Annotated in this window: 16 protein-coding genes; 11 read left to right on the top strand and 5 right to left on the bottom strand. The window is 67.5% G+C overall.

Annotation, left to right across the window (positions count from 1 at the left end; genetic code table 11):
- The first annotated feature begins 17 nt into the window (after window positions 1-17).
- Both BOQ54_RS11350 and BOQ54_RS11345 read left to right on the top strand, forming a co-directional pair.
- The gene (locus tag BOQ54_RS11350; protein ID WP_055457980.1) at window positions 18-1,307 is read left to right on the top strand and encodes an MgtC/SapB family protein; all 1,290 of its coding nucleotides are present in this window, start codon (window positions 18-20) and stop codon (window positions 1,305-1,307) included.
- An 82-nt stretch (window positions 1,308-1,389) separates the two neighbouring features.
- Complete coding sequence (locus tag BOQ54_RS11345; protein ID WP_071923946.1) at window positions 1,390-3,393, top strand: acetyl-CoA carboxylase biotin carboxylase subunit; 2,004 nt, start codon at window positions 1,390-1,392, stop codon at window positions 3,391-3,393.
- Here BOQ54_RS11345 and BOQ54_RS11340 read toward each other — a convergent pair whose 3' ends face one another.
- Window positions 3,394-4,182, bottom strand: a complete 789-nt coding sequence (locus tag BOQ54_RS11340; RefSeq protein ID WP_186437982.1) for a class I SAM-dependent methyltransferase — start codon at window positions 4,180-4,182, stop codon at window positions 3,394-3,396.
- 98 nt (window positions 4,183-4,280) lie between these two features.
- Window positions 4,281-5,726, bottom strand: coding sequence for a TIGR03808 family TAT-translocated repetitive protein (locus tag BOQ54_RS11335; protein ID WP_071923944.1), 1,446 nt, complete (start codon window positions 5,724-5,726; stop codon window positions 4,281-4,283).
- Between the two features lie 140 nt (window positions 5,727-5,866).
- On the opposite strand from BOQ54_RS11335, the gene BOQ54_RS11330 reads away from it, so the two are divergent.
- Window positions 5,867-6,169, top strand: coding sequence for an acylphosphatase (locus BOQ54_RS11330; RefSeq protein WP_071923943.1), 303 nt, complete (start codon window positions 5,867-5,869; stop codon window positions 6,167-6,169).
- 12 nt (window positions 6,170-6,181) lie between these two features.
- Here the strand turns inward: BOQ54_RS11330 and BOQ54_RS11325 are convergent, their stop codons facing one another.
- On the bottom strand, window positions 6,182-6,760 hold the full coding sequence (locus BOQ54_RS11325; protein ID WP_071924482.1) for a TlpA family protein disulfide reductase: 579 nt from the start codon (window positions 6,758-6,760) through the stop codon (window positions 6,182-6,184).
- Window positions 6,761-6,895: 135 nt separating this feature from the next.
- Here BOQ54_RS11325 and speB point away from each other — a divergent pair, with 135 nt between their 5' ends.
- Entirely contained in the window at window positions 6,896-7,858 is a 963-nt protein-coding gene (gene speB, locus BOQ54_RS11320; protein ID WP_055457986.1) for an agmatinase, read from the top strand.
- Window positions 7,859-8,185: 327 nt separating this feature from the next.
- Window positions 8,186-9,163, top strand: coding sequence for an N-acetyl-gamma-glutamyl-phosphate reductase (argC, locus tag BOQ54_RS11315; RefSeq protein WP_071923942.1), 978 nt, complete (start codon window positions 8,186-8,188; stop codon window positions 9,161-9,163).
- Window positions 9,164-9,229: 66 nt separating this feature from the next.
- On the opposite strand, the gene BOQ54_RS11310 is transcribed toward argC, so the two are convergent.
- Window positions 9,230-10,078, bottom strand: coding sequence for a fumarylacetoacetate hydrolase family protein (locus BOQ54_RS11310; RefSeq protein ID WP_071923941.1), 849 nt, complete (start codon window positions 10,076-10,078; stop codon window positions 9,230-9,232).
- Between the two features lie 435 nt (window positions 10,079-10,513).
- Between BOQ54_RS11310 and BOQ54_RS11305 the strand changes: the two genes are divergently transcribed.
- Window positions 10,514-11,821 (top strand): OmpP1/FadL family transporter, encoded by a 1,308-nt coding sequence (locus BOQ54_RS11305; RefSeq protein ID WP_071923940.1) that lies wholly within the window; start codon window positions 10,514-10,516, stop codon window positions 11,819-11,821.
- A gap of 106 nt (window positions 11,822-11,927) precedes the next feature.
- On the opposite strand, the gene BOQ54_RS11300 is transcribed toward BOQ54_RS11305, so the two are convergent.
- A complete protein-coding gene (locus tag BOQ54_RS11300; protein WP_071923939.1) occupies window positions 11,928-13,730 on the bottom strand; it encodes a PHA/PHB synthase family protein in 1,803 nt (600 codons plus the stop codon).
- 171 nt (window positions 13,731-13,901) lie between these two features.
- Between BOQ54_RS11300 and BOQ54_RS11295 the strand changes: the two genes are divergently transcribed.
- The 5 genes from BOQ54_RS11295 (at window position 13,902) to BOQ54_RS11275 (ending at window position 18,585) form a co-directional block, all read left to right on the top strand.
- Window positions 13,902-14,264, top strand: coding sequence for a hypothetical protein (locus BOQ54_RS11295; RefSeq protein ID WP_071923938.1), 363 nt, complete (start codon window positions 13,902-13,904; stop codon window positions 14,262-14,264).
- A gap of 120 nt (window positions 14,265-14,384) precedes the next feature.
- Entirely contained in the window at window positions 14,385-15,602 is a 1,218-nt protein-coding gene (locus BOQ54_RS11290) for an LL-diaminopimelate aminotransferase (protein WP_055457992.1), read from the top strand.
- 54 nt (window positions 15,603-15,656) lie between these two features.
- A complete protein-coding gene (locus tag BOQ54_RS11285; protein WP_071923937.1) occupies window positions 15,657-16,979 on the top strand; it encodes a homoserine dehydrogenase in 1,323 nt (440 codons plus the stop codon).
- Between the two features lie 106 nt (window positions 16,980-17,085).
- Entirely contained in the window at window positions 17,086-18,081 is a 996-nt protein-coding gene (glpX, locus tag BOQ54_RS11280) for a class II fructose-bisphosphatase (RefSeq protein ID WP_055457994.1), read from the top strand.
- A 48-nt stretch (window positions 18,082-18,129) separates the two neighbouring features.
- Window positions 18,130-18,585: a GNAT family N-acetyltransferase gene (locus BOQ54_RS11275; protein ID WP_055457995.1), complete on the top strand. Its 456-nt coding sequence runs from the start codon at window positions 18,130-18,132 to the stop codon at window positions 18,583-18,585.
- Window positions 18,586-18,601 lie beyond the last annotated feature (16 nt).

Raw genomic sequence — 18,601 nt, 5'->3', positions numbered from 1 at the left:
AGTGACGCATTCTGCGCATGGACCTCAACGATCTCTTCCACAGGCTCGCGGTGTCCCTCGCCGTGGGCCTTCTCGTCGGTGTCGAGCGCCATTGGCGCGAGCGTGACGCGCCGGCCGGCAGCCGCACCGCGGGTGTGCGCACCTTCGCGCTGTTCGGCTTCTTCGGCGGTATCGCCGCGATCACCGCGCAGGCGCTGGCGCCGCAGAACGCACCGGTTGCGGCGATCGTCCTCGTCGCAGCGCTCGCCGTGTTGTCGGCCGCGCTCATCACGTTCAAGCGCCGAGAGGCGGAGGCCGACGCCAATTTCAGCGTCACTGGCGTCGTCGCCGGGCAGGCGACCTTCGTGCTCGGGGCGCTTGCGGTCCTCGGAGATCCGGCCTTCGCAGGGGCCGCGGCCGTCGTCATGACGGCGCTTCTCGCCAGCCGCGAGGTGCTTCACGCGCTGCTGCGGCGCATGCGCTGGAGCGAACTGCGCTCCGCCATCGTGCTCGCCGTCATGACCTTCGTGGCGCTGCCGCTCATTCCCGACGAGCCGCTGCCGCAGTTCATGGGGCTCAACCCGGCGCGGGTCTGGCTGCTTGCCATCATCCTCGCCGGTGTGTCCTTTCTCGGCTATGTCGCGGTGCAGCTCTTCGGCGCGGAACGCGGTCGGCTCGTCGCCGGCGCCACCGGCGGGCTCGTGTCCTCCACGGCAGTGACGCTCGCCAATGCCCGGCTTGCCCGGATGGGGGAGGCGGCGCTGCCGCTCGCCGCCGGCGCGCTCGCGGCGGGGGCGGTGTCCTTCATCCGCACGGCCGTCATCGTCACGGCGGTCGCGCCTGAACTCGGCCGGCTGCTGGCGCCGGGCCTCGGGCTCGGAGCCGCCGTGCTCGTCGCCGGCGCCTGGCTGCTCGCCCGCCGCGAAGGGGCGCCGGCGCAATCGGCCGCCCCCGAGGGCGGCAACCCGTTCGAGCTCGGCGAGGTGCTCAAGCTCGCCGCGCTGCTCGCCTTCGTGCGCGTGGCGGGCGATCTGGCGGCCGAGCATCTCGGCGCCGTGGGCGTCTATGCCGTCGCTGCCGTCTCGGGTCTTGCCGATGTCGATGCGGTGTCGCTCGGCGTGTCCGGCCTCGTGCCCGACCGTCTCGCTCTCGGTGCGGGCGCCATCGCCATCGCCATCGCCGTCGGCAGCAACACGATCGCCAAATGCATCTATGCCGCGACGCTCGGCGGGAGGGCCTATGCCGGGCGCTTCAGCCTCGTGTCCTTGCTCGCGCTTGTCGCGCTCGCCGCCGGCTTTCTTGTCGCCTCTGCACAAATGCCCGGATGAGCATCCGTCTTTCGCCGCAATTGTCGCCCCCGGCGCTCTCGTCTAGAAGCGGAGAGGGGAAACGGTCACCAGGGAAGCGTCCATGTTCTCGAAGATCCTGATTGCCAATCGCGGCGAGATCGCCTGCCGGGTCATCAAGACGGCGCGTCGCATGGGCATCGGGACGGTGGCTGTGTTCTCCGAAGCGGACAGGGACGCGCTGCATGTGGAGATGGCGGATGAGGCCGTCTTCGTCGGGCCGGCGCCCGCCGCCCAGTCCTATCTCGTCATCGAGAAGATCGTCGAGGCCTGCCGGCAGACCGGGGCGGAGGCGGTGCATCCGGGCTACGGCTTCCTGTCCGAGCGGGCGGCCTTCGCCGAGGCGCTGGCAAGCGCCGGCATCACCTTCATCGGGCCCAACCCCAAGGCCATCGAGGCCATGGGCGACAAGATCGAATCGAAGAAATTCGCCAATGCCGCCGAGGTCTCGACCGTGCCGGGCTTTCTCGGCGTCATCGAGAGCCCGGAAGAGGCGGTGAGGATCGCCGACGACATCGGCTATCCGATCATGATCAAGGCCTCGGCGGGCGGCGGCGGCAAGGGCATGCGCATCGCCTATTCGGCGGCCGAGGTGGCGGAGGGCTTCGCCCGCGCCCGCTCGGAGGCGGCATCCTCCTTCGGCGACGACCGGGTGTTCGTGGAAAAATTCATCACCGATCCGCGCCACGTCGAGATCCAGGTCATCGGCGACAAGCACGGCAACGTCGTCTATCTCGGCGAGCGCGAGTGCTCCATCCAGCGCCGCAACCAGAAGGTCATCGAGGAGGCCCCCTCGCCGCTGCTCGACGAGGCGACGCGCCGCAGGATGGGCGAGCAGGCGGTGGCGCTCGCGAAGGCGGTGAACTACGACTCGGCCGGCACGGTCGAGTTCGTGGCGGGCCAGGACCGCTCCTTCTACTTCCTCGAGATGAACACCCGTCTGCAGGTGGAGCATCCGGTGACCGAGATGGTCACCGGCATCGACCTCGTCGAGGAGATGATCCGCATCGCCGCCGGCGAGAAGCTGCGTTTTTCGCAGGAAGACATCCGGCTCGACGGCTGGGCCGTCGAGAGCCGCGTCTATGCCGAGGACCCGACGCGCGGCTTCCTGCCCTCGACGGGCCGGCTCGTCACCTATCGCCCGCCGGCCGAGGGCGAGGCGGACGGGGCGCGGGTGCGCAACGACACCGGCGTCGTGGAAGGGGGCGAGATCTCCATCTACTACGACCCGATGATCGCCAAGCTGATCACCCACGCGCCGACGCGCGCGGCCGCCATCGCGGCTCAGCAGCGGGCGCTCGATGCCTTCGCCATCGACGGCATCCGCCACAACATTCCCTTCCTCTCGGCGCTGATGGCCCATCCGCGCTGGCAGGAGGGCCGCCTGTCGACGGGCTTCATCGCCGAGGAGTTTCCCGAGGGCTTCGAGATGCCGCGGCCGGAGGGGGAGGTCGCCATCCACCTCGCGGCGGTCGCGGCGGCCATCGACCATCTGTTCAACGAGCGCAAGCGCCGCATCTCGGGCCAGTTGCGCTCGGCCAAGCCCGTCAGGTTCGAGCGCGAGCGGGTGGTGATGCTGGGCCGCGAGGCCATCCCGCTCACCATCGACGACAAGGACGGGGCTCTCGTTCTCGCCTTTTCCGACGGGCGCACGGTCGCCGTCGCGTCGTCCTGGCGCCCCGGTGAGCCGGTATGGCACGGCCGCGTCGACGGCAAGGCGATCGCGGTGCAGGTGCGGCCGATCCTCAACGGCGTGGCGCTCGCCCACGCGGGCACGGCGACGGAGGCGCGCGTCTATACCCGGCGCGAGGCCGAGCTTGCCGCCCTGATGCCGGAGAAGGTGGCGGCCGACACCTCGAAGCAGCTGCTCTGCCCCATGCCCGGCCTCGTCAAGGCCATCGCCGTCGCCGAGGGCCAGGAGGTGAAGGCCGGCGAGACGCTCGCCATCGTCGAGGCGATGAAGATGGAGAACGTGCTCAAGGCCGAGCGCGACGGCACGGTCGCGAAGATCCACGCCAAGGAGGGCGACAGCCTCGCGGTGGATGCGGTTATTCTGGAGTTTGCCTGACTACTTGCGCACCAGCACGTAGGCGTAGGCGGACATGCTCCGCCAGTCGCGCCGTGCGGCAAGGGCGTTGAAGGCATCGTCGATCTGCCGCACCACCGGCAGCCGCTTGAAATAGCCATGTCCCCAGAAGGGCTGGATGGCCACGTCCGAGAAGCCGCAGTCCCGCAGCATGGGCAGCATCCGGGCCTCACTGGAGAAGCACCAGTCGTAAACGGCGGGGAACTTGGGGTCGTCGGTCTCTTCGCCCCGGTTGGGATAGAAGGCGCGCACGATGGCGCTCGACAGCCATTCCGGCATCAGATGATTGGCGAGGAAGGGCAACGAATAGAGGGTGGGGAAGAACGCCACCGCCACGCCGCCCGGCGCGAGCAACGTGTGAATATTACGCCAGGCCTGCCGCACGTCCTTCACATGCTCGAAGACCATGCGCGAGAACATCAGGTCGAACTGGCCGGGCGCGATCCCCGCTGCGGCGATGTCTCCCGATACGTCGAAGCAGGCTGTCGGAAAGCCCGGCGGTGCTTTTTCGAGCTCGGTGGCGCTGATGTCGTTGATGGTGAGCGTGATGCCGAGTTCCGCGGCCTCCTCGGCCGTGAACGAAGGGTCACGGCCGCCGCCGATCTCGCACAGGTGGCGAAGGTGGTCGGCCCTGACGAGATCGACGAGCGTGGACTTGTAGTTGGCCCATGCCCATTCGGAATGCCAATCCGGCCGTTGTTTCGCCAGCAATTCGGCAAGGCGGGGGGGCGCCTCACGCGCAGCGGCCATTCCGGTCGCGTTGGCATTCATGGCAATCATTCTCCCAAAGAATCGCCGCCAGTCTGTGCGCAAAATGCCAAGACCGGGTTAATGCGAGGGAGGTCTTCCCTCCCTCGCGGTGCGCTGCCTCAGAAGACCGGCAGGCTGGCCAGGCAGGGCACCGGTACCGGATCGGGCGTCTGCTGGTCGTGCACGATGTTGAGGCCAAGGTGGATCTTGGGATAGGTGCTCGGCGTGATGCCGCTCATCGTTGCGTCGATCCTCACGCCGCTGGTCTCGCCGAGATAGGTATAGGCCACGATACCATTTTCGGTAGAAACGCCCGCCGGCATCTGGATCATGTTGTCGGTCACAAGCATGTGGCCCGCATTCGCGTTGGCCGAGGCTGCAATACCGATGCCGCACCGGCGGATGACGTTGTCGGAAGCGATCAGGTTGCGGGCATAATTGTTCGTTCCGACAACGATGCCGTAGCGGAGGGCGCACTCGACGACATTGCCGTTGACGACGCAGTCGCCTTCCGCACTGATGCCCGTGCCGGTGTCATAGCTCACCGTTGGATTGTTCGACTGCCTGGCATTGCGGACCACGTTGCCGGTGATGCTCGCGAGCCTGCCGCCATTGTTGAAGTTGGTGACGGAGATGCCGCTGCCGCAGGTGTCGATCAGGTTCGAGCCGACGACGGTGCCGACGTCGTTCTCTCCGGATGCGCCGTCCGTCTCTTCGACGTAGATGGCCATCTCGCCCATCGCGTAGATGTTATTGCCGGAGATAATCGTGTCGTTGCAGACGTTGGCTCGCACCGCGCTGAACTTGCAGTAGCGAATCCGGTTGTCCGTCACGGAGCAGCCGTGGGCGCGGTAGAGATTGACGCCGTTGCCGCGCTGGCCGGTGCCGCCGCCTTGCGCCTCAATGTAGGTGATGGCATTGCCGCTCACGGTGCTGCCGTCGAACCGCGGCGAGTATTGCCAGATGAGGATGCCGTTATTGCCGCAGTTTCGAACGACGTTGCCGGTCACCGACAAGCTGACATTGGCCACGCCGAAGATGGCGGTGTCGCAGTTGTAAACCTCGCAACCGGCAATAGCGCCTGCCGGGGAGGTGGGTTCGTCGGTTCCGGTTGTCCCGATCGTCTGGCGCGTTCCGCACTGTTCGAAGACGATCCCCATGCCCGGCGCGCCATGCACCGTACAGCGGTCGATGCGGGTCCTGTGCGCACGATAGGCGGTGATGGCGCCGCCATTGCCGGACTCGGCATAGGGACGGCCGTTTGCGTTGAATGTGATGCCGCGGATCACGCAATCCGGAACATTGTCGATCTCTAGGAAAAAAGTACCAGTCGTGAAGCGCAACGTCACGGTGCCGGGATTGGCTTCCATGACAAGTGGTGCGCCTCCGCCGTTGGAGGTTCTGACCGAGAGGTTGCCCACATCGTAGGTGCCGGCAACGATGAACAGGGGCTTCCCATTGCTTCGCGCAACATTCATCGCATCCTGGAGGGTTCCGACCGTATAGCCGGCCGGCGTGCCGTTCGTGAAGACGATCTTGTCATCGGTTATCGCATACGAGGCCACGAGGGTATCTCCTGATGATAGGGGTACGCGCGCAGGTCGGAACATATAGAGAACAAATCCTAAGATCAAGGAAAATGTTCCTTATCCTCCGCGCGCGATGGCGTGGTAGGCTGTCGGAGGCCGTCGTTGTGGAGTGAGTCATGACCTCCCGCGTCATCGTCCATGCCGTCATCAAGGGTCGCGTGCAGGGCGTCGGCTATCGGGCTTGGACGGCGCGCGAGGCGGGGGCGCGGGGGCTTGCGGGCTGGGTGCGCAACCGGCGCGAGGGCTTCGTCGAGGCGGTCTTCGCCGGGCCGGCCGATGCCGTGGAGGCGATGCTCGCGGCGTGCCGCGCGGGGCCGCTCGGCGCGCGGGTCGAGGCCATCGAGCGCTATGACGAAACGGGGAGCGCGCTCGCTCCGGGGGGCGCGGCGGATGGGTTCACGGTGCTGCCGACGGAGTAGGCGCGGCGCAGGTCAGGCCATGAAGGCGGCGAGGAAGGCCTCGGCGTCCGGCTGCAGCCAGTCCACCGCGCCGGAGATGTAGCCGACGATGCCGCCGCCGCGGTCGACGAGATAGGTGATGGGCATGCCGTAGAGGGCGAAGGGCGCGCCCTTGCGGTTGCCGGCGTCCGAATAGGCGACATCCCCCTCGGGATCGACGAAGACGGGGAGCTTCTCGATGCCGTGGCGCTTCAGGAAGGGCGCGACGGCCCTTGTGCCGTCCCGGTCGAAGGAGATGGCGGCGACGTTGAGGCGCTGCGCATCGATCGTCCGCACGAAGGCCTCGAGGCGCGGCATCTCCTCCCGGCACGGCGGGCACCAGCTCGCCCAGAAATTGAGGAGATGGACGCGCCCGTCCGGCGCGAGCGTGTGCCGGCGGCCCCGGACATCGGTCAGGGCGAGCGCCGGCATCTGCCGGCGCGGCTCCAGCCAGACGAACTGGCTGCCGCCCTGCCGGAGAGAGGGGGCGGCGCGGGCGGGCAGAGCAGGGGCGGCGAGGGCAGCGAGGCCGCCGATGAGGGAGCGGCGGGAGAGGGGGCGTGCGCGCGTCATCGCACCGCCCATAGCTCGACGGGGCGGGCCTGCCAATGGCGCTCGCGCCGATGTGAGGCCCTGCGTGTCGCCGCCCCACGCTTGATGCGGCGCGGGTGCCGGCTATCCTTCGGCAAAGTGCTGCGAGGAGACGCCGTGAGCCGCAACGATTCGATCCGCCCGCGTCCGACGGACAACGCCTTTCTCGGCCCGCTCGACGGCGGCTCGCTCGAGCCGACCTATTCGGGGGCGCTGTCCTTCATGCGCCGGCGCTACAGCCGCGATCTGTCGGCGGCGGACGTCGTCGTGTGGGGCGTGCCGTTCGATTGCGCCACGTCCAACCGGCCGGGGGCGCGCTTCGGGCCGCAGGCGCTGCGCCGCGCCTCCGCGATCTTCGACGGCGATCCGCAGTTCCCCTCCGGGCTCGATCCCTTCGAGGCGCTCACGGTGATCGACTGGGGCGACTGCTCGTTCGACTATCGCCGGCTCGACCAGGTGCACGGCCTCGTCGAGGCGCAGGCGGCGGAGATCGTCGCGGCCGGATGCCATCTCGTGACGCTCGGCGGCGATCATTCCATCACCCTGCCGCTGCTGCGCGCCCATGTGGCCGAGCACGGGCCGCTGGCGCTGGTGCAGTTCGACGCCCACCAGGACACCTGGGAGGACGACGGCGAGGGCACCTCGCACGGCACCTTCGTCACCCGCGCCGAGATGGAGGGGCTGATCGACTGCTCGCGCTCCATCCAGATCGGCATCCGCACCGTGGCGCCGGACGATTTCGGCATCGCCATCGTCGATGCCTACGAGGCGCGCGGGCTCGGCGTCGCCGGCATCGCCCAGCGCATCCGCGAGCGGGTGGGCGAGGGGCCGGCCTATCTGTCGTTCGACATCGACGCGCTCGATCCCGCCTTCGCGCCGGGCACGGGCACCCCGGTCGCCGGCGGCCTTTCGAGCGCCGAGGCGCTGATGGCGCTGTGGAGCCTGCGCGACATCGACTGGCGCGGCATGGACCTCGTCGAGGTGGCGCCGCCCTACGACCATGCTGACATCACCGCCATCGCCGGCGCGACGGTGGTGCAGCACTACCTGCAGATCCTCGCCGAGCGGGCGCGGGGGTGAGTGTTTTCCCTCCCCCCATGCGGGGGAGGATCATGACCTCGACCTTCGTGTGCGATACCCCTCCCCGCGAACGGGAGAGACTGGCCGGGTCGTCATTGACACCGGCGCCCCTTTCCCGGATAAGCGTGCCCATGATCACCGTCGCGCACACCACGCCGAACCGACGCCGCCGCGCCGTCCTTGCGCGCGTGCGATGACGCGACCTCGCGTGTCGTGATCGGAGCCGCGCCCGCAGCGCGGCTTTTTTGTTGCAATTTCGTCCCCATCTTCTGTTACCACCGGCAAACGCTCGAAAACCGTCGCCCGGACAATCGTCAGGAGCCGTCCATGAACGACACCTCGCTTCTCAATCCCGCCCGGGCCAAGGCTGCGGGTGCGCGGGCGCCGCGCGTCTTCATCGACGGTGAGGCCGGCACCACGGGCCTCGGCATCCGCGAGCGGCTCTCGGCGCTGCCGCAGATCGAGCTCAGGTCCATCGCGCCGGAGCTGCGCAAGGACGTGGAGGCGAAGAAGGCGCTGCTCGCCGATGTCGATCTCGTCGTGCTCTGCCTGCCGGACGCGGCCGCCAAGGAGACGGTGGCGCTCGTCGAGGCCCTGGGAGAGGCCGGTCCGCGCGTGCTCGATGCGAGCACCGCCCACCGGGTCGCGCCGGGCTGGGTCTACGGCTTCGCCGAGATGACGCCGGGCCAGCGCGCGGCGATCGCCGGGGCGCGCCTGGTGTCCAATCCGGGCTGCTATCCGACGGGGGTGATCGCGCTTCTGAGGCCGCTCGTCGACGCCGGACTCGTGCCGGCGGATTATCCCGTCACCATCAATGCGGTCAGCGGCTATTCCGGCGGCGGACGCACGATGATCGAGGCCTACGAGGCGGGCACGGCGCCGTCCTTCGAGCTCTACGGCCTCGGCCTCGAGCACAAGCACCTGCCGGAGCTGCAGACCTATTGCGGCCTCTCGCGGCGGCCGATCTTCGTGCCCTCGGTCGGCAATTTCCGCCAGGGCATGCTGGTGTCGATCCCGCTGCATCTCGACACGCTGCCCGAGCGGCCGACGGGGGCCGACCTGCAGGCGGTGCTCGCCACGCGCTATGCGGTGAGCGAGCTCGTCTCGGTCGCCCGGCAGGACGATGCGAGCGTCACGGGCGGCAAGATCGAGCCCGAGGCGCTCAACGACACCGACCGGCTGGAACTCAGGGTCTATGCCAACGAGGCGCGGCGGCAGGCCGTGCTCGTCGCCCGGCTCGACAATCTGGGCAAGGGCGCCTCCGGTGCGGCAGTGCAGAACATCCGGTTGATGCTCGGCGTCTGAAGCTTGCGCGCCATGTGAAAAAGGGCGGGCAAGTGCCCGCCCTTAAACCGGAACTCGTGCCGATGCTCAGCTCTGATAGGCCCGCACCTGCTGCTTCTGCGTGCCGAGGCCCTCGATGCCGAGTTCCACGACCTCGCCGCCCTTGAGGAAGCGCGGCGGCTTCATGCCCATGCCGACGCCGGGAGGCGTGCCGGTGGTGATGACGTCGCCGGGCTCGAGCTTCATGAACTGCGAGATGTAGGACACGAGGAAGGGAACGGAGAAGATCATGGTCTTCGTCGAGCCGTCCTGCACCCGCTCGCCGTTCACTTCGAGCCACATGGACAAGTTCTGCACGTCCTTGATCTCGTCAGTCGTGACGAGCCAGGGGCCGAGGGGACCGAAGGTGGGGCAACCCTTGCCCTTGGCCCACTGACCGCCGCGCTCGATCTGGTACTCGCGCTCCGACACGTCGTTGCAGACGCAGTAGCCGGCCACGTAGTCGAGCGCGTCCTTCTCCTCGACGTAGGACGCCTCCTCGCCGATGACGACGGCGAGCTCGACCTCCCAGTCGGTCTTCTGCGAGCCGCGCGGCACGATCACGTCGTCATTGGGGCCGACGATGCAGGACGGGGCCTTGTTGAAGAGGATCGGCTCCTTCGGGATCGGTGAGTTCGTCTCCGCCGCGTGATCGGCATAGTTGAGGCCCACTGCGATGAAGTTGCGCACGTTGCCGACGCAGGGGCCGAGCCGCGTGCCGGCCGGCACGGCTGGAAGGGTCTTGGGGTCGACGGCGGCGATGCGCGCCAGCGAGGCCCTTGTGAGGGCCTTGCCGGCGAGATCGGGGACGATGCCGGAGATGTCGCGGATCGTGCCCTCGGCGTCGACGATGCCCGGCTTCTCCGCACCCGGATTGCCGTAGCGCACCAACTTCATGGGGTATCCTCCAATTGAAACGTTTCAAGCGGGCGGAGTGTGCTGCGGCGGGGCGCCGATCGCAAGCCGGATCGGCGCAGATACGATGCGCGCAGCGCGTAACCGGCGCTTGTTGCGGTAATGTCACATCAGGCGAAAAGTCGCCAGCCGCACGCTTTTTCCGCGGATGAGAAGGACCTGTGGGCAGGCGCGAAAATCGATATGGTTTCGATATGAACTATACCCATGTGAACCGGATTGGTGTTGTGCGGTGCATCAAAAGGCATGTTTTGATGTGTTTTTTGCGGTGTTAAGACTGAAATGTTAGTCGCCATTTCAGATATTTGTATGTGTACCAATACATTGATTGTCGAAGACGGCCTTGGCAGCATGCGAATCAAGGGCGCTCGCAAGTAACAGACGCCTCCATTGAACGTATGGGTCAGGGGAACATCCATGAGGGATTCTCGGAAATTTCTTACGTGGACGGCCATTTGTTCAGTTTCATTGATCGTTGCTATGGCCGATGCACAGGCTGGCTCCTTCGCGATCCGTGAGCAGAGTGCCACCGGACAGGGCATGTCATTCTCCGGCGTTGCGGCCGGTTCTGCCGGTCTCTCGTCGATGTTCTGGAACCCGGCGACGATCACCATGAGCCCCGGCTTCCGCTTCGAGGGTCATGCGTCGGTGATCTTTCCCGAGGCGAAGATCAATCCGGACCTGCCGACCCTCGGCCTCGTCGGCGCGCTCGGGGGCACCCCCGTCGGGTCCGGCAATATCGGCCAGACGGCCGTCGTGCCGGCCAGCTATGCGAGCTATCAGGTCAACGACCGGCTCTGGCTCGGCGTGTCGATCAATTCGCCCTACGGCTTCATCACCAAGCCGGACCAGAACTGGGCCGGCCAGACCTACGGGCGTTCGTCGAAGGCCTTCTCCATCAACGTCACGCCAACGATCGGCTACAGGGTCACCGACTGGCTCTCCATCGGTGTCGGGCTGCAGGTGCAATATCTCGACGTGACGCTGAAGCGCGCGCTCGGCCTGTCGCCCCTCGCCCCGGCCGCCATCCTCGAGGGCGATGCGTACGGCGTCGGCTACACGCTCGGCCTGACGCTGACGCCGTTCGAGGGCACCGAGATCGGCCTCGGCTTCCGGTCGTCGATCCGTCACCAGCTCGAGGGCAACCTGCACGTGGGGCCGGCGACGATCGTCCCCGTCAAGGCCAATGTGAACCTGCCGGAGGTGCTGACCTTCGGCGTCGCCCAGCGCCTGTCGCCACAGTGGAAGGTGATGGCCGGGGTCGAGTGGACGAACTGGAGCAGGCTCAACATCGTGCCGGTCACGAGCGCGATCAGCGGGACGGCCGTGACGGCGCTGCCGTTCAGCTATCGCGACGGCTGGTTCGCTTCCGTCGGTGCGGAATATCAGGTCAACGATCAACTCGCGCTGCGTGCCGGCCTCGGCTACGAGTGGTCGCCCATCACCGACCGCACGCGTGACGTGCGCATTCCCGACAACGATCGTCTCTGGGCCTCGATCGGCGCCACCTACCAGTGGAACGACCAGCTGTCCTTCGACGTCGGCTACACACACATCTTCGTCAGGGACACGGACATTCGCCTCGTGCCGGGCAATCCGCAGTTCGCGGCGCTGCCCTTCGTCGCCGAGACGAAGCCGTCAGTCGACATCGTCTCCGTGGCGCTCAAGTACCGCTGGGACGAGCCAGCCAAGCCGATCCCCGCGCCGATCGTGCGCAAGTACTGATCGCTTTTCCCGGATTGCCCATGCGAAGGCCCGGGCCGGGTCGCCGGCTCGGGCAAGAAGAAAGGCCGGCGGGCAACCGCCGGCCTTTGCGCGTCGGCGTCCCGCCTCAGTCCCGCATCTTCACATAGGTGCCGGGGGCGTCGCATAGGGGCTCGAGCGGCCCCTCGGCGGGGTCGCGCGCCTTGACCCTTTCGGGGCTCTGGGCGGCAATCCAGTCGATCCAGTCCGGCCACCAGGAGCCGGGCACCTCCTGCGCCTCCTTCAGCCAGTCGTCGAGCTCGCCGCGCGGTTTGCCGTTGACCCAGTGCTGGTACTTCGGCTTGGCCGGCGGATTGACGACGCCGGCGATGTGTCCCGAGCCGGCAAGCACGAAGCGGATGCGCCCGCCGAAGAGCTGCGCGCCAAGGAAGACCGAGCGGGCCGGGGCGATGTGGTCCTCGCGCGTGGCGAGGTGATAGGTGGGTATGGTGACGTCCGACAGTTCGAGCCGCGTATTGCCGAAGTTCATGCGGCCCTTGGCGAGATTGTTCTTCAGGTAGCATTCGCGCATGTAGAACGAATGGTTGGCTGCCGGCATGCGGGTGGAATCGGAGTTCCAGTAGAGCAGGTCGAACGGCAGCGGGGAGACGCCGCGCACGTAGTTGTTGACGATGTAGGGCCATATCAGGTCGTTCGGCCGCAGCATGTTGAAGGCGGTGGCCATGCGCGAGCCCTCGAGATAGCCCCGCTTGGCCATCTCCTGCTCGATGGCCCTGATCTGGTCCTCGTCGACGAAGACCTTGAGATCGCCGGCATGGGTGAAGTCCACCTGGGTGGTCAGGAAGGTGGCGCCGGCGATGCGCGTGTCGCCGTTCGCCGCCATGAAGGCGAGCGTCGCCGCGAGCAGGGTACCGCCGACGCAATAGCCGACGGCCGAGACCTCCTCCTCGCCCGTGTTGCGGGCAATGGCGTCGAGGGCGGCGAAGATGCCCTCGCGCATGTAATCCTCGAAGCTCTTCTCGGCCAGCCGCTCGTCGGGGTTGACCCAGGAGATGCAGAAGACGGTGAGTCCCTGCGCCACCGCCCAGCGGATGAAGGATTTGTCCGGGTTGAGATCGAGGATGTAGTACTTGTTGATCCACGGCGGCACGATGAGGAGCGGCCGGCGCAGCACCTTGTCGGTCGTCGGGCTGTACTGGATGAGTTCCACAAGCTCGTTGCGGAAGATGACCTTGCCGGGCGTGTTGGCGAGATTGATGCCGACCTCGAACCGGTGCGGGTCCGACTGGCGCACCTTGAGCTGGCCGCCGCCGGCCTCCACGTCCTCGGCCAGCATCTGCATGCCACGCACCAGGTTGGCGCCGCTCTCGCGCAGGGTGGTTCGGATGAGCTCCGGATTGGTGGCGATGAAGTTCGACGGGGCGAGCGCGCTTGCGATCTGGCGCACGTAGAACTGCGCCTTGTGACGGGTGTGGTCGTCGAGTCCCTCGGCCTCGGCGGCGAGCCGGTCGGCCCAGTCGGTCGTCAGCAGATAGGCCTGCTTGATGAAATCGAAGAGCGGATTTTCCTCCCACTCGGGGTCAGCGAAGCGCTTGTCCTTCGGGTCCGGCGTGATTACCGGCTCGGCCTGTTCGCCCTGCATGCGCTTGAGGGTCGAGGCCCACAGATCGAGGAAGCGAGAGGTGAGGGCGGACTGGGCCTCGATCGCCTTCTGCGGATCGGACATCCACTTCTCGGCCACATTGCCAAGCGTCTTGACGATGTCGCCTACCTCGTCGGCGGCTCCGCCCTTGGCGCGGCCCTCCTCGTATGGCTTGAGGTAGGCGGCCGCCACCCGGCCAGCTTCCTCCACGAACTGGGCCATGTTGCGCGACAGGGCCTCGAAATCCGGCATCGGCGTGCCGGGTCGCTGGTCGCCCTTATCAGTCATGCGCCCTCCGCCTCTTTCCTCGACGGCATGTCTCGATCCGTTCCCTTTTTCCTCATATTAACCGACAATCTGTGACATGGGCATCATTGACGGGCATGATCGCCGGCATGGGCATCGCGCATATCGACGCAAGACTTGTCGCAGATGGTCCTTTCACAAGAGTTCATACCGATGAGACGTTACCTGCGAGGCCTTTTCCAGTCCGTGCGGGGCAGCCGTGCCCGCAAGGCGCTGCTCGTGCTGCCGCCGCTCGTCCTCGCCGCCTGCACGAGCGGTGGTGAGGCAGTGCGGGATGTCGCCGTCGCCACGGGGCTGCGCGCCGAGGCGCCGCGGTCGGCCGAGTTCGTCGCCCAATCGCGGCCCAGCGACCTCAACTACATGCCCATCGGCGTGCAGCCGCCGGCCCGCGCGATCCGCCCGCGGAGCGCCGATGAGGCCGAGCGGCTGAAGCAGGAGCTGGAGGCGCGGCGGCGGGCAAACGAGGCTGCCGCCTCGGAGGCCAGGGCGCTGTCGGCGGCGCCGGCAGCGCAATAGCCCGGCAGTCATCCCGCAGGCGCGAAAAAACATTCTGCCTTTGGCCGGCCGGGTGCTAAATCAAAGCTGCCGCGCCGGAAGGACTGCGATGCGCGGCCCGATCCAGGGACTTGAGTAGCCATGACCGATTTTCACCGCATCAAGCGTCTGCCGCCCTATGTCTTCGAGCAGGTGAACCGGATCAAGGCCGCAGCCCGAGCCAACGGGGCCGACATCATCGACCTCGGCATGGGCAATCCCGACCTGCCGGCGCCGCGCCATGTCATCGAGAAGCTGGTGGAGACCGCGGGCAAACCGCGTACCGACCGCTATTCCGCCTCCAAGGGGATCGGCGGCCTGCGCCGGGCCCAGGCGGGCTATTACGAGCGCCGCTTCGGCGTGAAGCTCGATCCCGACACCCAGGTCGTTGCCACGCTCGGCTCCAAGGAGGGTTTCGCCAACATGGCGCAGGCCATCACCGGGCCTGGCGATGTCGTGCTCGTCCCCAATCCGAGCTATCCGATCCACGCCTTCGGCTTCCTGATGGCCGGCGGCGCCATCCGCTCCGTGCCGGCCGAGCCGACGCCGGCCTTCTTCCCCGCGCTCGAGCGGGCGGTGGTGCATTCGATTCCCAAGCCCATCGCCGTCGTCGTCTGCTATCCGTCGAACCCCACGGCCTATGTGGCTTCGCTCGACTTCTACAAGGACCTCGTGGCCTTCGCGAAGAAGCACGAGCTCATCGTCCTGTCCGACCTTGCCTATGCCGAGGTCTATTTCGACGGGGAGCCGCCGCCGTCGGTGCTGCAGGTGCCGGGCGCCGTGGACGTCACGGTCGAGTTCACCTCGATGTCGAAGACCTATTCCATGGCCGGCTGGCGCATGGGCTTTGCCGTGGGCAACGAGCGGCTGCTGGCGGCGCTCGCCCGCGTGAAGTCCTATCTCGACTACGGCGCCTATACGCCCGTGCAGGTGGCAGCCACGGCCGCCCTCAACGGGCCGGACGACTGCATCGTCGAGATGCGCGACATCTATCGCCGGCGCCGCGACGCGCTGGTCGATTCCTTCGGCCGGGCGGGCTGGCCGATCCCGACGCCGAGCGCCTCGATGTTTGCCTGGGTGCCGATTCCGGAGCCTTTCCGCGGCCTCGGCAGCCTCGAATTCTCGAAGCTGCTCGTCGAGAAGGCGGATGTCGCCGTCGCGCCGGGCATCGGCTTCGGCGAGCATGGCGACGATTATGTGCGGATCGCCATTGTGGAGAACGAGCAGCGCATCCGCCAGGCCGCCCGCAATATCCGCCGCTTCCTTGAAACGGCGGACAAAACGTTGCACAACGTGGTCCCGCTCGCGGCCCGGCGCTGAGGCGCCGGCCGCGCCGGCTCTCGTTGCCTTTCGTTCCCGCGAGTCTGGTTCACCATGTCGCATGATTTCAGGGTCGGCATCGCCGGCCTCGGCACGGTCGGCGCTTCCGCCGTGCGCATGCTTGTCCGTCAGGACGAGCAGCTCACCGCCCGTCTCGGACGCCGGGTGAGGGTGACCGCCGTGACTGCGCGCGACCGCGCGCGCGAACGCGGCTTCGATCTCGCGGCCCTGACCTGGTTCGACGATCCGGTCGCGCTCGCCCGCAGCGGCGACATCGACTGTTTCGTCGAACTCATTGGCGGGGAGGACGGCCCGGCCCTCGAGGCCGTCACCGCGGCGCTGGAAACCGGCAAGCACGTCGTCACCGCCAACAAGGCGCTGCTAGCGCGGCACGGCGTGACGCTCGCCGCCCTCGCCGAGAAGAAGGACGTGTCGCTCGCCTTCGAGGCCTCCGTCGCCGGGGGCATTCCCGTCATCAAGACGCTGCGCGAGGCACTCGGCGGCAACAGTGTCAGCCGCGTCTACGGCATCCTCAACGGCACCTGCAACTACATCCTGTCGCGCATGGAGGCGGAGGGCCTGTCCTTCGACGACTGCCTCAAGGACGCGCAGAGGCTGGGCTATGCCGAGGCCGATCCGACCTTCGACGTCGGCGGCTTCGACACGGCACACAAGCTTGCGATCCTCACGAGCCTCGCCTTCGGCACCGAGATCGACGCCGAGGCGATCTATGTCGAGGGCATCTCCTCGATCAGCCCCATCGACATCCGCATGGCCGACGAGCTCGGCTATCGCATCAAGCTGCTCGGCGTCGCCGAGCGGACGAAGACCGGCATCGAGCAGCGGGTCCATCCGACGATGGTGCCGAAATCCTCCGCCATCGCACAGGTGATGGGTGTCACCAACGCCGTGACCATCGACGCCGATGCGGTGCGCGAGGTCACGCTCGTCGGCCCAGGGGCGGGGGGCGACGCGACCGCCTCGGCCGTCGTCGCCGACATCTGCGACCTTGCCGCGGGCGGTGCAGTGCCGGCCTTCGGCGTGCCCGTCGGCGCGCTGCGCAAGCCCGAGCGCGCGGCGATGCGCATGCATACCGGCGGCTATTACGTGCGCCTCACCGCCTATGACAGGCCGGGCGCCGCGGCCTCCATCGTCACCCGCATGGCGGAGGCGGACATTTCGCTGGAGAGCATCGTCCAGCACCGGTCGGAGGATGCCGCCCAGCGGGATCCCTCCGGGCGCTCCGGCGCGCCGGTGCCGGTGGTGCTCATCACCTATGCGACGACGGAAGCCGCCATCCGCAGGGCGGTGGACAAGGTGATCGGAGACGGGCATGTCGCCGAGGCGCCACAAGTGATCCGTATTGAACGGGAGTAGGTCGCGGCCGATCGTGCCGCATCCGAGACCATGCACGTACTCTGACCTATCCAGACGGCCGTTCCGGCCCGCTGATCTGAGCGGCCTTTAGGGAGATCCGACCGCGATGAGCGAGATTACCGTCAAGCCGAACCAGCTGATCGAACGCATCCTCACGCTGGAGCTCGTGCGCGTGACCGAGCGCGCCGCCGTAGCGGCGGCGCGGCTGCGTGGGCGCGGCAACGAAAAGGCGGCCGACCAAGCTGCGGTCGATGCCATGCGCCGGGAGCTCAACCGCCTGCCGATCGACGGCACCGTCGTCATCGGCGAGGGCGAGCGCGACGAGGCGCCGATGCTGTTCATCGGCGAGAAGGTCGGCAACACCAAGGGGCCTAAGGTCGACATCGCGGTCGATCCACTCGAGGGCACGACGCTCTGCGCCAAGGACATGCCCGGCGCCATCACTGTCATGGCCATGGCCGAGGCGGGTACGCTGCTCGGCGCGCCCGACGTCTACATGCAGAAGATTGCCGTTGGTCCAGGTTATCCGGACGGGGTGATCGACCTCGACGCCTCGCCGGCGGACAACATCAATGCGCTCGCCAGGGCCAAGGGCGTCAAGCCCAACGAGATCAACGTGCTGATGCTCGACCGGCCGCGCCACGCCGACATGATCGCCGCGGTGCGCAAGACGGGCGCCGGCATCCGCCTTATCACCGATGGCGACGTCGCCGGCGTCATCTTCACGGCGAACCCGGAAGAGACCGGCATCGACATGTATCTCGGCATCGGCGCCGCCCCGGAGGGCGTGCTCGCGGCCGGGGCGCTGCGCTGCGTCGGCGGCCAGATGCAGGCCCGCCTCATCCTCGACACGGCGGAGAAGCTCGACCGAGCGGCCAAGATGGGCGTCACCGACCCGAACAAGAAGTACCAGTTGCTCGATCTCGCTTCGGGCGACGTCATCGTCGCCGCCACAGGCGTCACCAACGGGGCCCTTCTCTCGGGCGTGCGCTTCCGCAAGGACGTGATCGAGACGGAGACGGTGGTCTACCGCTCCGCCACCGGCACCGTGCGCCGCATCAAGGCCGAGCACCGGGAGCTCGCCAAGTTCCATCTGGATTGAGTTTCGGCGGAGCGGTCCGGATGGCCGTCATCCGGTGGAGGAGGCCTGATGTCCGACGTTGGCATTGTCGTGCGGCCGTTCGCGGCCGTGGACCGGGCGGCGTGGGAACCGCTGTGGCAGGGGTATCAGGCCTTCTACCGCATCTGCCTGCCGCCGGCGGTGACGGACGGCACCTTTGCGCGCATGCTCGATCCCGCCGCGCCGATCCATGGCCTCGGCGCCTTCGTCGACGGAGAACTGGCGGCCATCGCGCACTACGTCTTCCACGCCACGACGTGGAGCCTCGCCCCGCGCTGCTACCTCAACGACCTCTTCACGGCCGAGACTCATCGGGGGCGAGGCCTGGCGCGGCGGCTCATCGAGGCGGTCTATGACGCGGCGCGCGCCGCCGGGGCGGAGCGCGTCTACTGGCTGACGCACAAGGATAATGCAGCCGGCCGGGCGCTGTACGACCGCGTGGCGGAGGATGCGGGCTTCATCCAGTACCGCAAGGCGCTGTCCTGAAGCGGTTGGCCCGCCC

Origin of the sequence: Chelatococcus daeguensis (genome assembly GCF_001887265.1) — a bacterium.
GTDB classification, from domain to species: domain Bacteria; phylum Pseudomonadota; class Alphaproteobacteria; order Rhizobiales; family Beijerinckiaceae; genus Chelatococcus_A; species Chelatococcus_A sambhunathii.
The sequence above is the reverse complement of the archived record's forward strand: the minus strand, read 5'-3'. Positions and strand labels throughout refer to the sequence as shown.

Excerpts from the sequence above, each read along its gene's own strand:
- glpX (WP_055457994.1), top strand. The coding sequence starts at position 17,086 with ATGAGCGAGATTACCGTCAAGCCGAACCAGCTGATCGAACGCATCCTC.
- BOQ54_RS11345 (WP_071923946.1), top strand. The coding sequence starts at position 1,390 with ATGTTCTCGAAGATCCTGATTGCCAATCGCGGCGAGATCGCCTGCCGG.
- BOQ54_RS11330 (WP_071923943.1), top strand. The coding sequence starts at position 5,867 with ATGACCTCCCGCGTCATCGTCCATGCCGTCATCAAGGGTCGCGTGCAG.
- BOQ54_RS11305 (WP_071923940.1), top strand. The coding sequence starts at position 10,514 with ATGAGGGATTCTCGGAAATTTCTTACGTGGACGGCCATTTGTTCAGTT.
- argC (WP_071923942.1), top strand. The coding sequence starts at position 8,186 with ATGAACGACACCTCGCTTCTCAATCCCGCCCGGGCCAAGGCTGCGGGT.
- BOQ54_RS11350 (WP_055457980.1), top strand. The coding sequence starts at position 18 with ATGGACCTCAACGATCTCTTCCACAGGCTCGCGGTGTCCCTCGCCGTG.
- BOQ54_RS11325 (WP_071924482.1), bottom strand. The coding sequence starts at position 6,760 with ATGACGCGCGCACGCCCCCTCTCCCGCCGCTCCCTCATCGGCGGCCTC.
- BOQ54_RS11310 (WP_071923941.1), bottom strand. The coding sequence starts at position 10,078 with ATGAAGTTGGTGCGCTACGGCAATCCGGGTGCGGAGAAGCCGGGCATC.
- BOQ54_RS11275 (WP_055457995.1), top strand. The coding sequence starts at position 18,130 with ATGTCCGACGTTGGCATTGTCGTGCGGCCGTTCGCGGCCGTGGACCGG.
- BOQ54_RS11300 (WP_071923939.1), bottom strand. The coding sequence starts at position 13,730 with ATGACTGATAAGGGCGACCAGCGACCCGGCACGCCGATGCCGGATTTC.
- BOQ54_RS11295 (WP_071923938.1), top strand. The coding sequence starts at position 13,902 with ATGAGACGTTACCTGCGAGGCCTTTTCCAGTCCGTGCGGGGCAGCCGT.
- BOQ54_RS11290 (WP_055457992.1), top strand. The coding sequence starts at position 14,385 with ATGACCGATTTTCACCGCATCAAGCGTCTGCCGCCCTATGTCTTCGAG.
- BOQ54_RS11340 (WP_186437982.1), bottom strand. The coding sequence starts at position 4,182 with ATGAATGCCAACGCGACCGGAATGGCCGCTGCGCGTGAGGCGCCCCCC.
- BOQ54_RS11285 (WP_071923937.1), top strand. The coding sequence starts at position 15,657 with ATGTCGCATGATTTCAGGGTCGGCATCGCCGGCCTCGGCACGGTCGGC.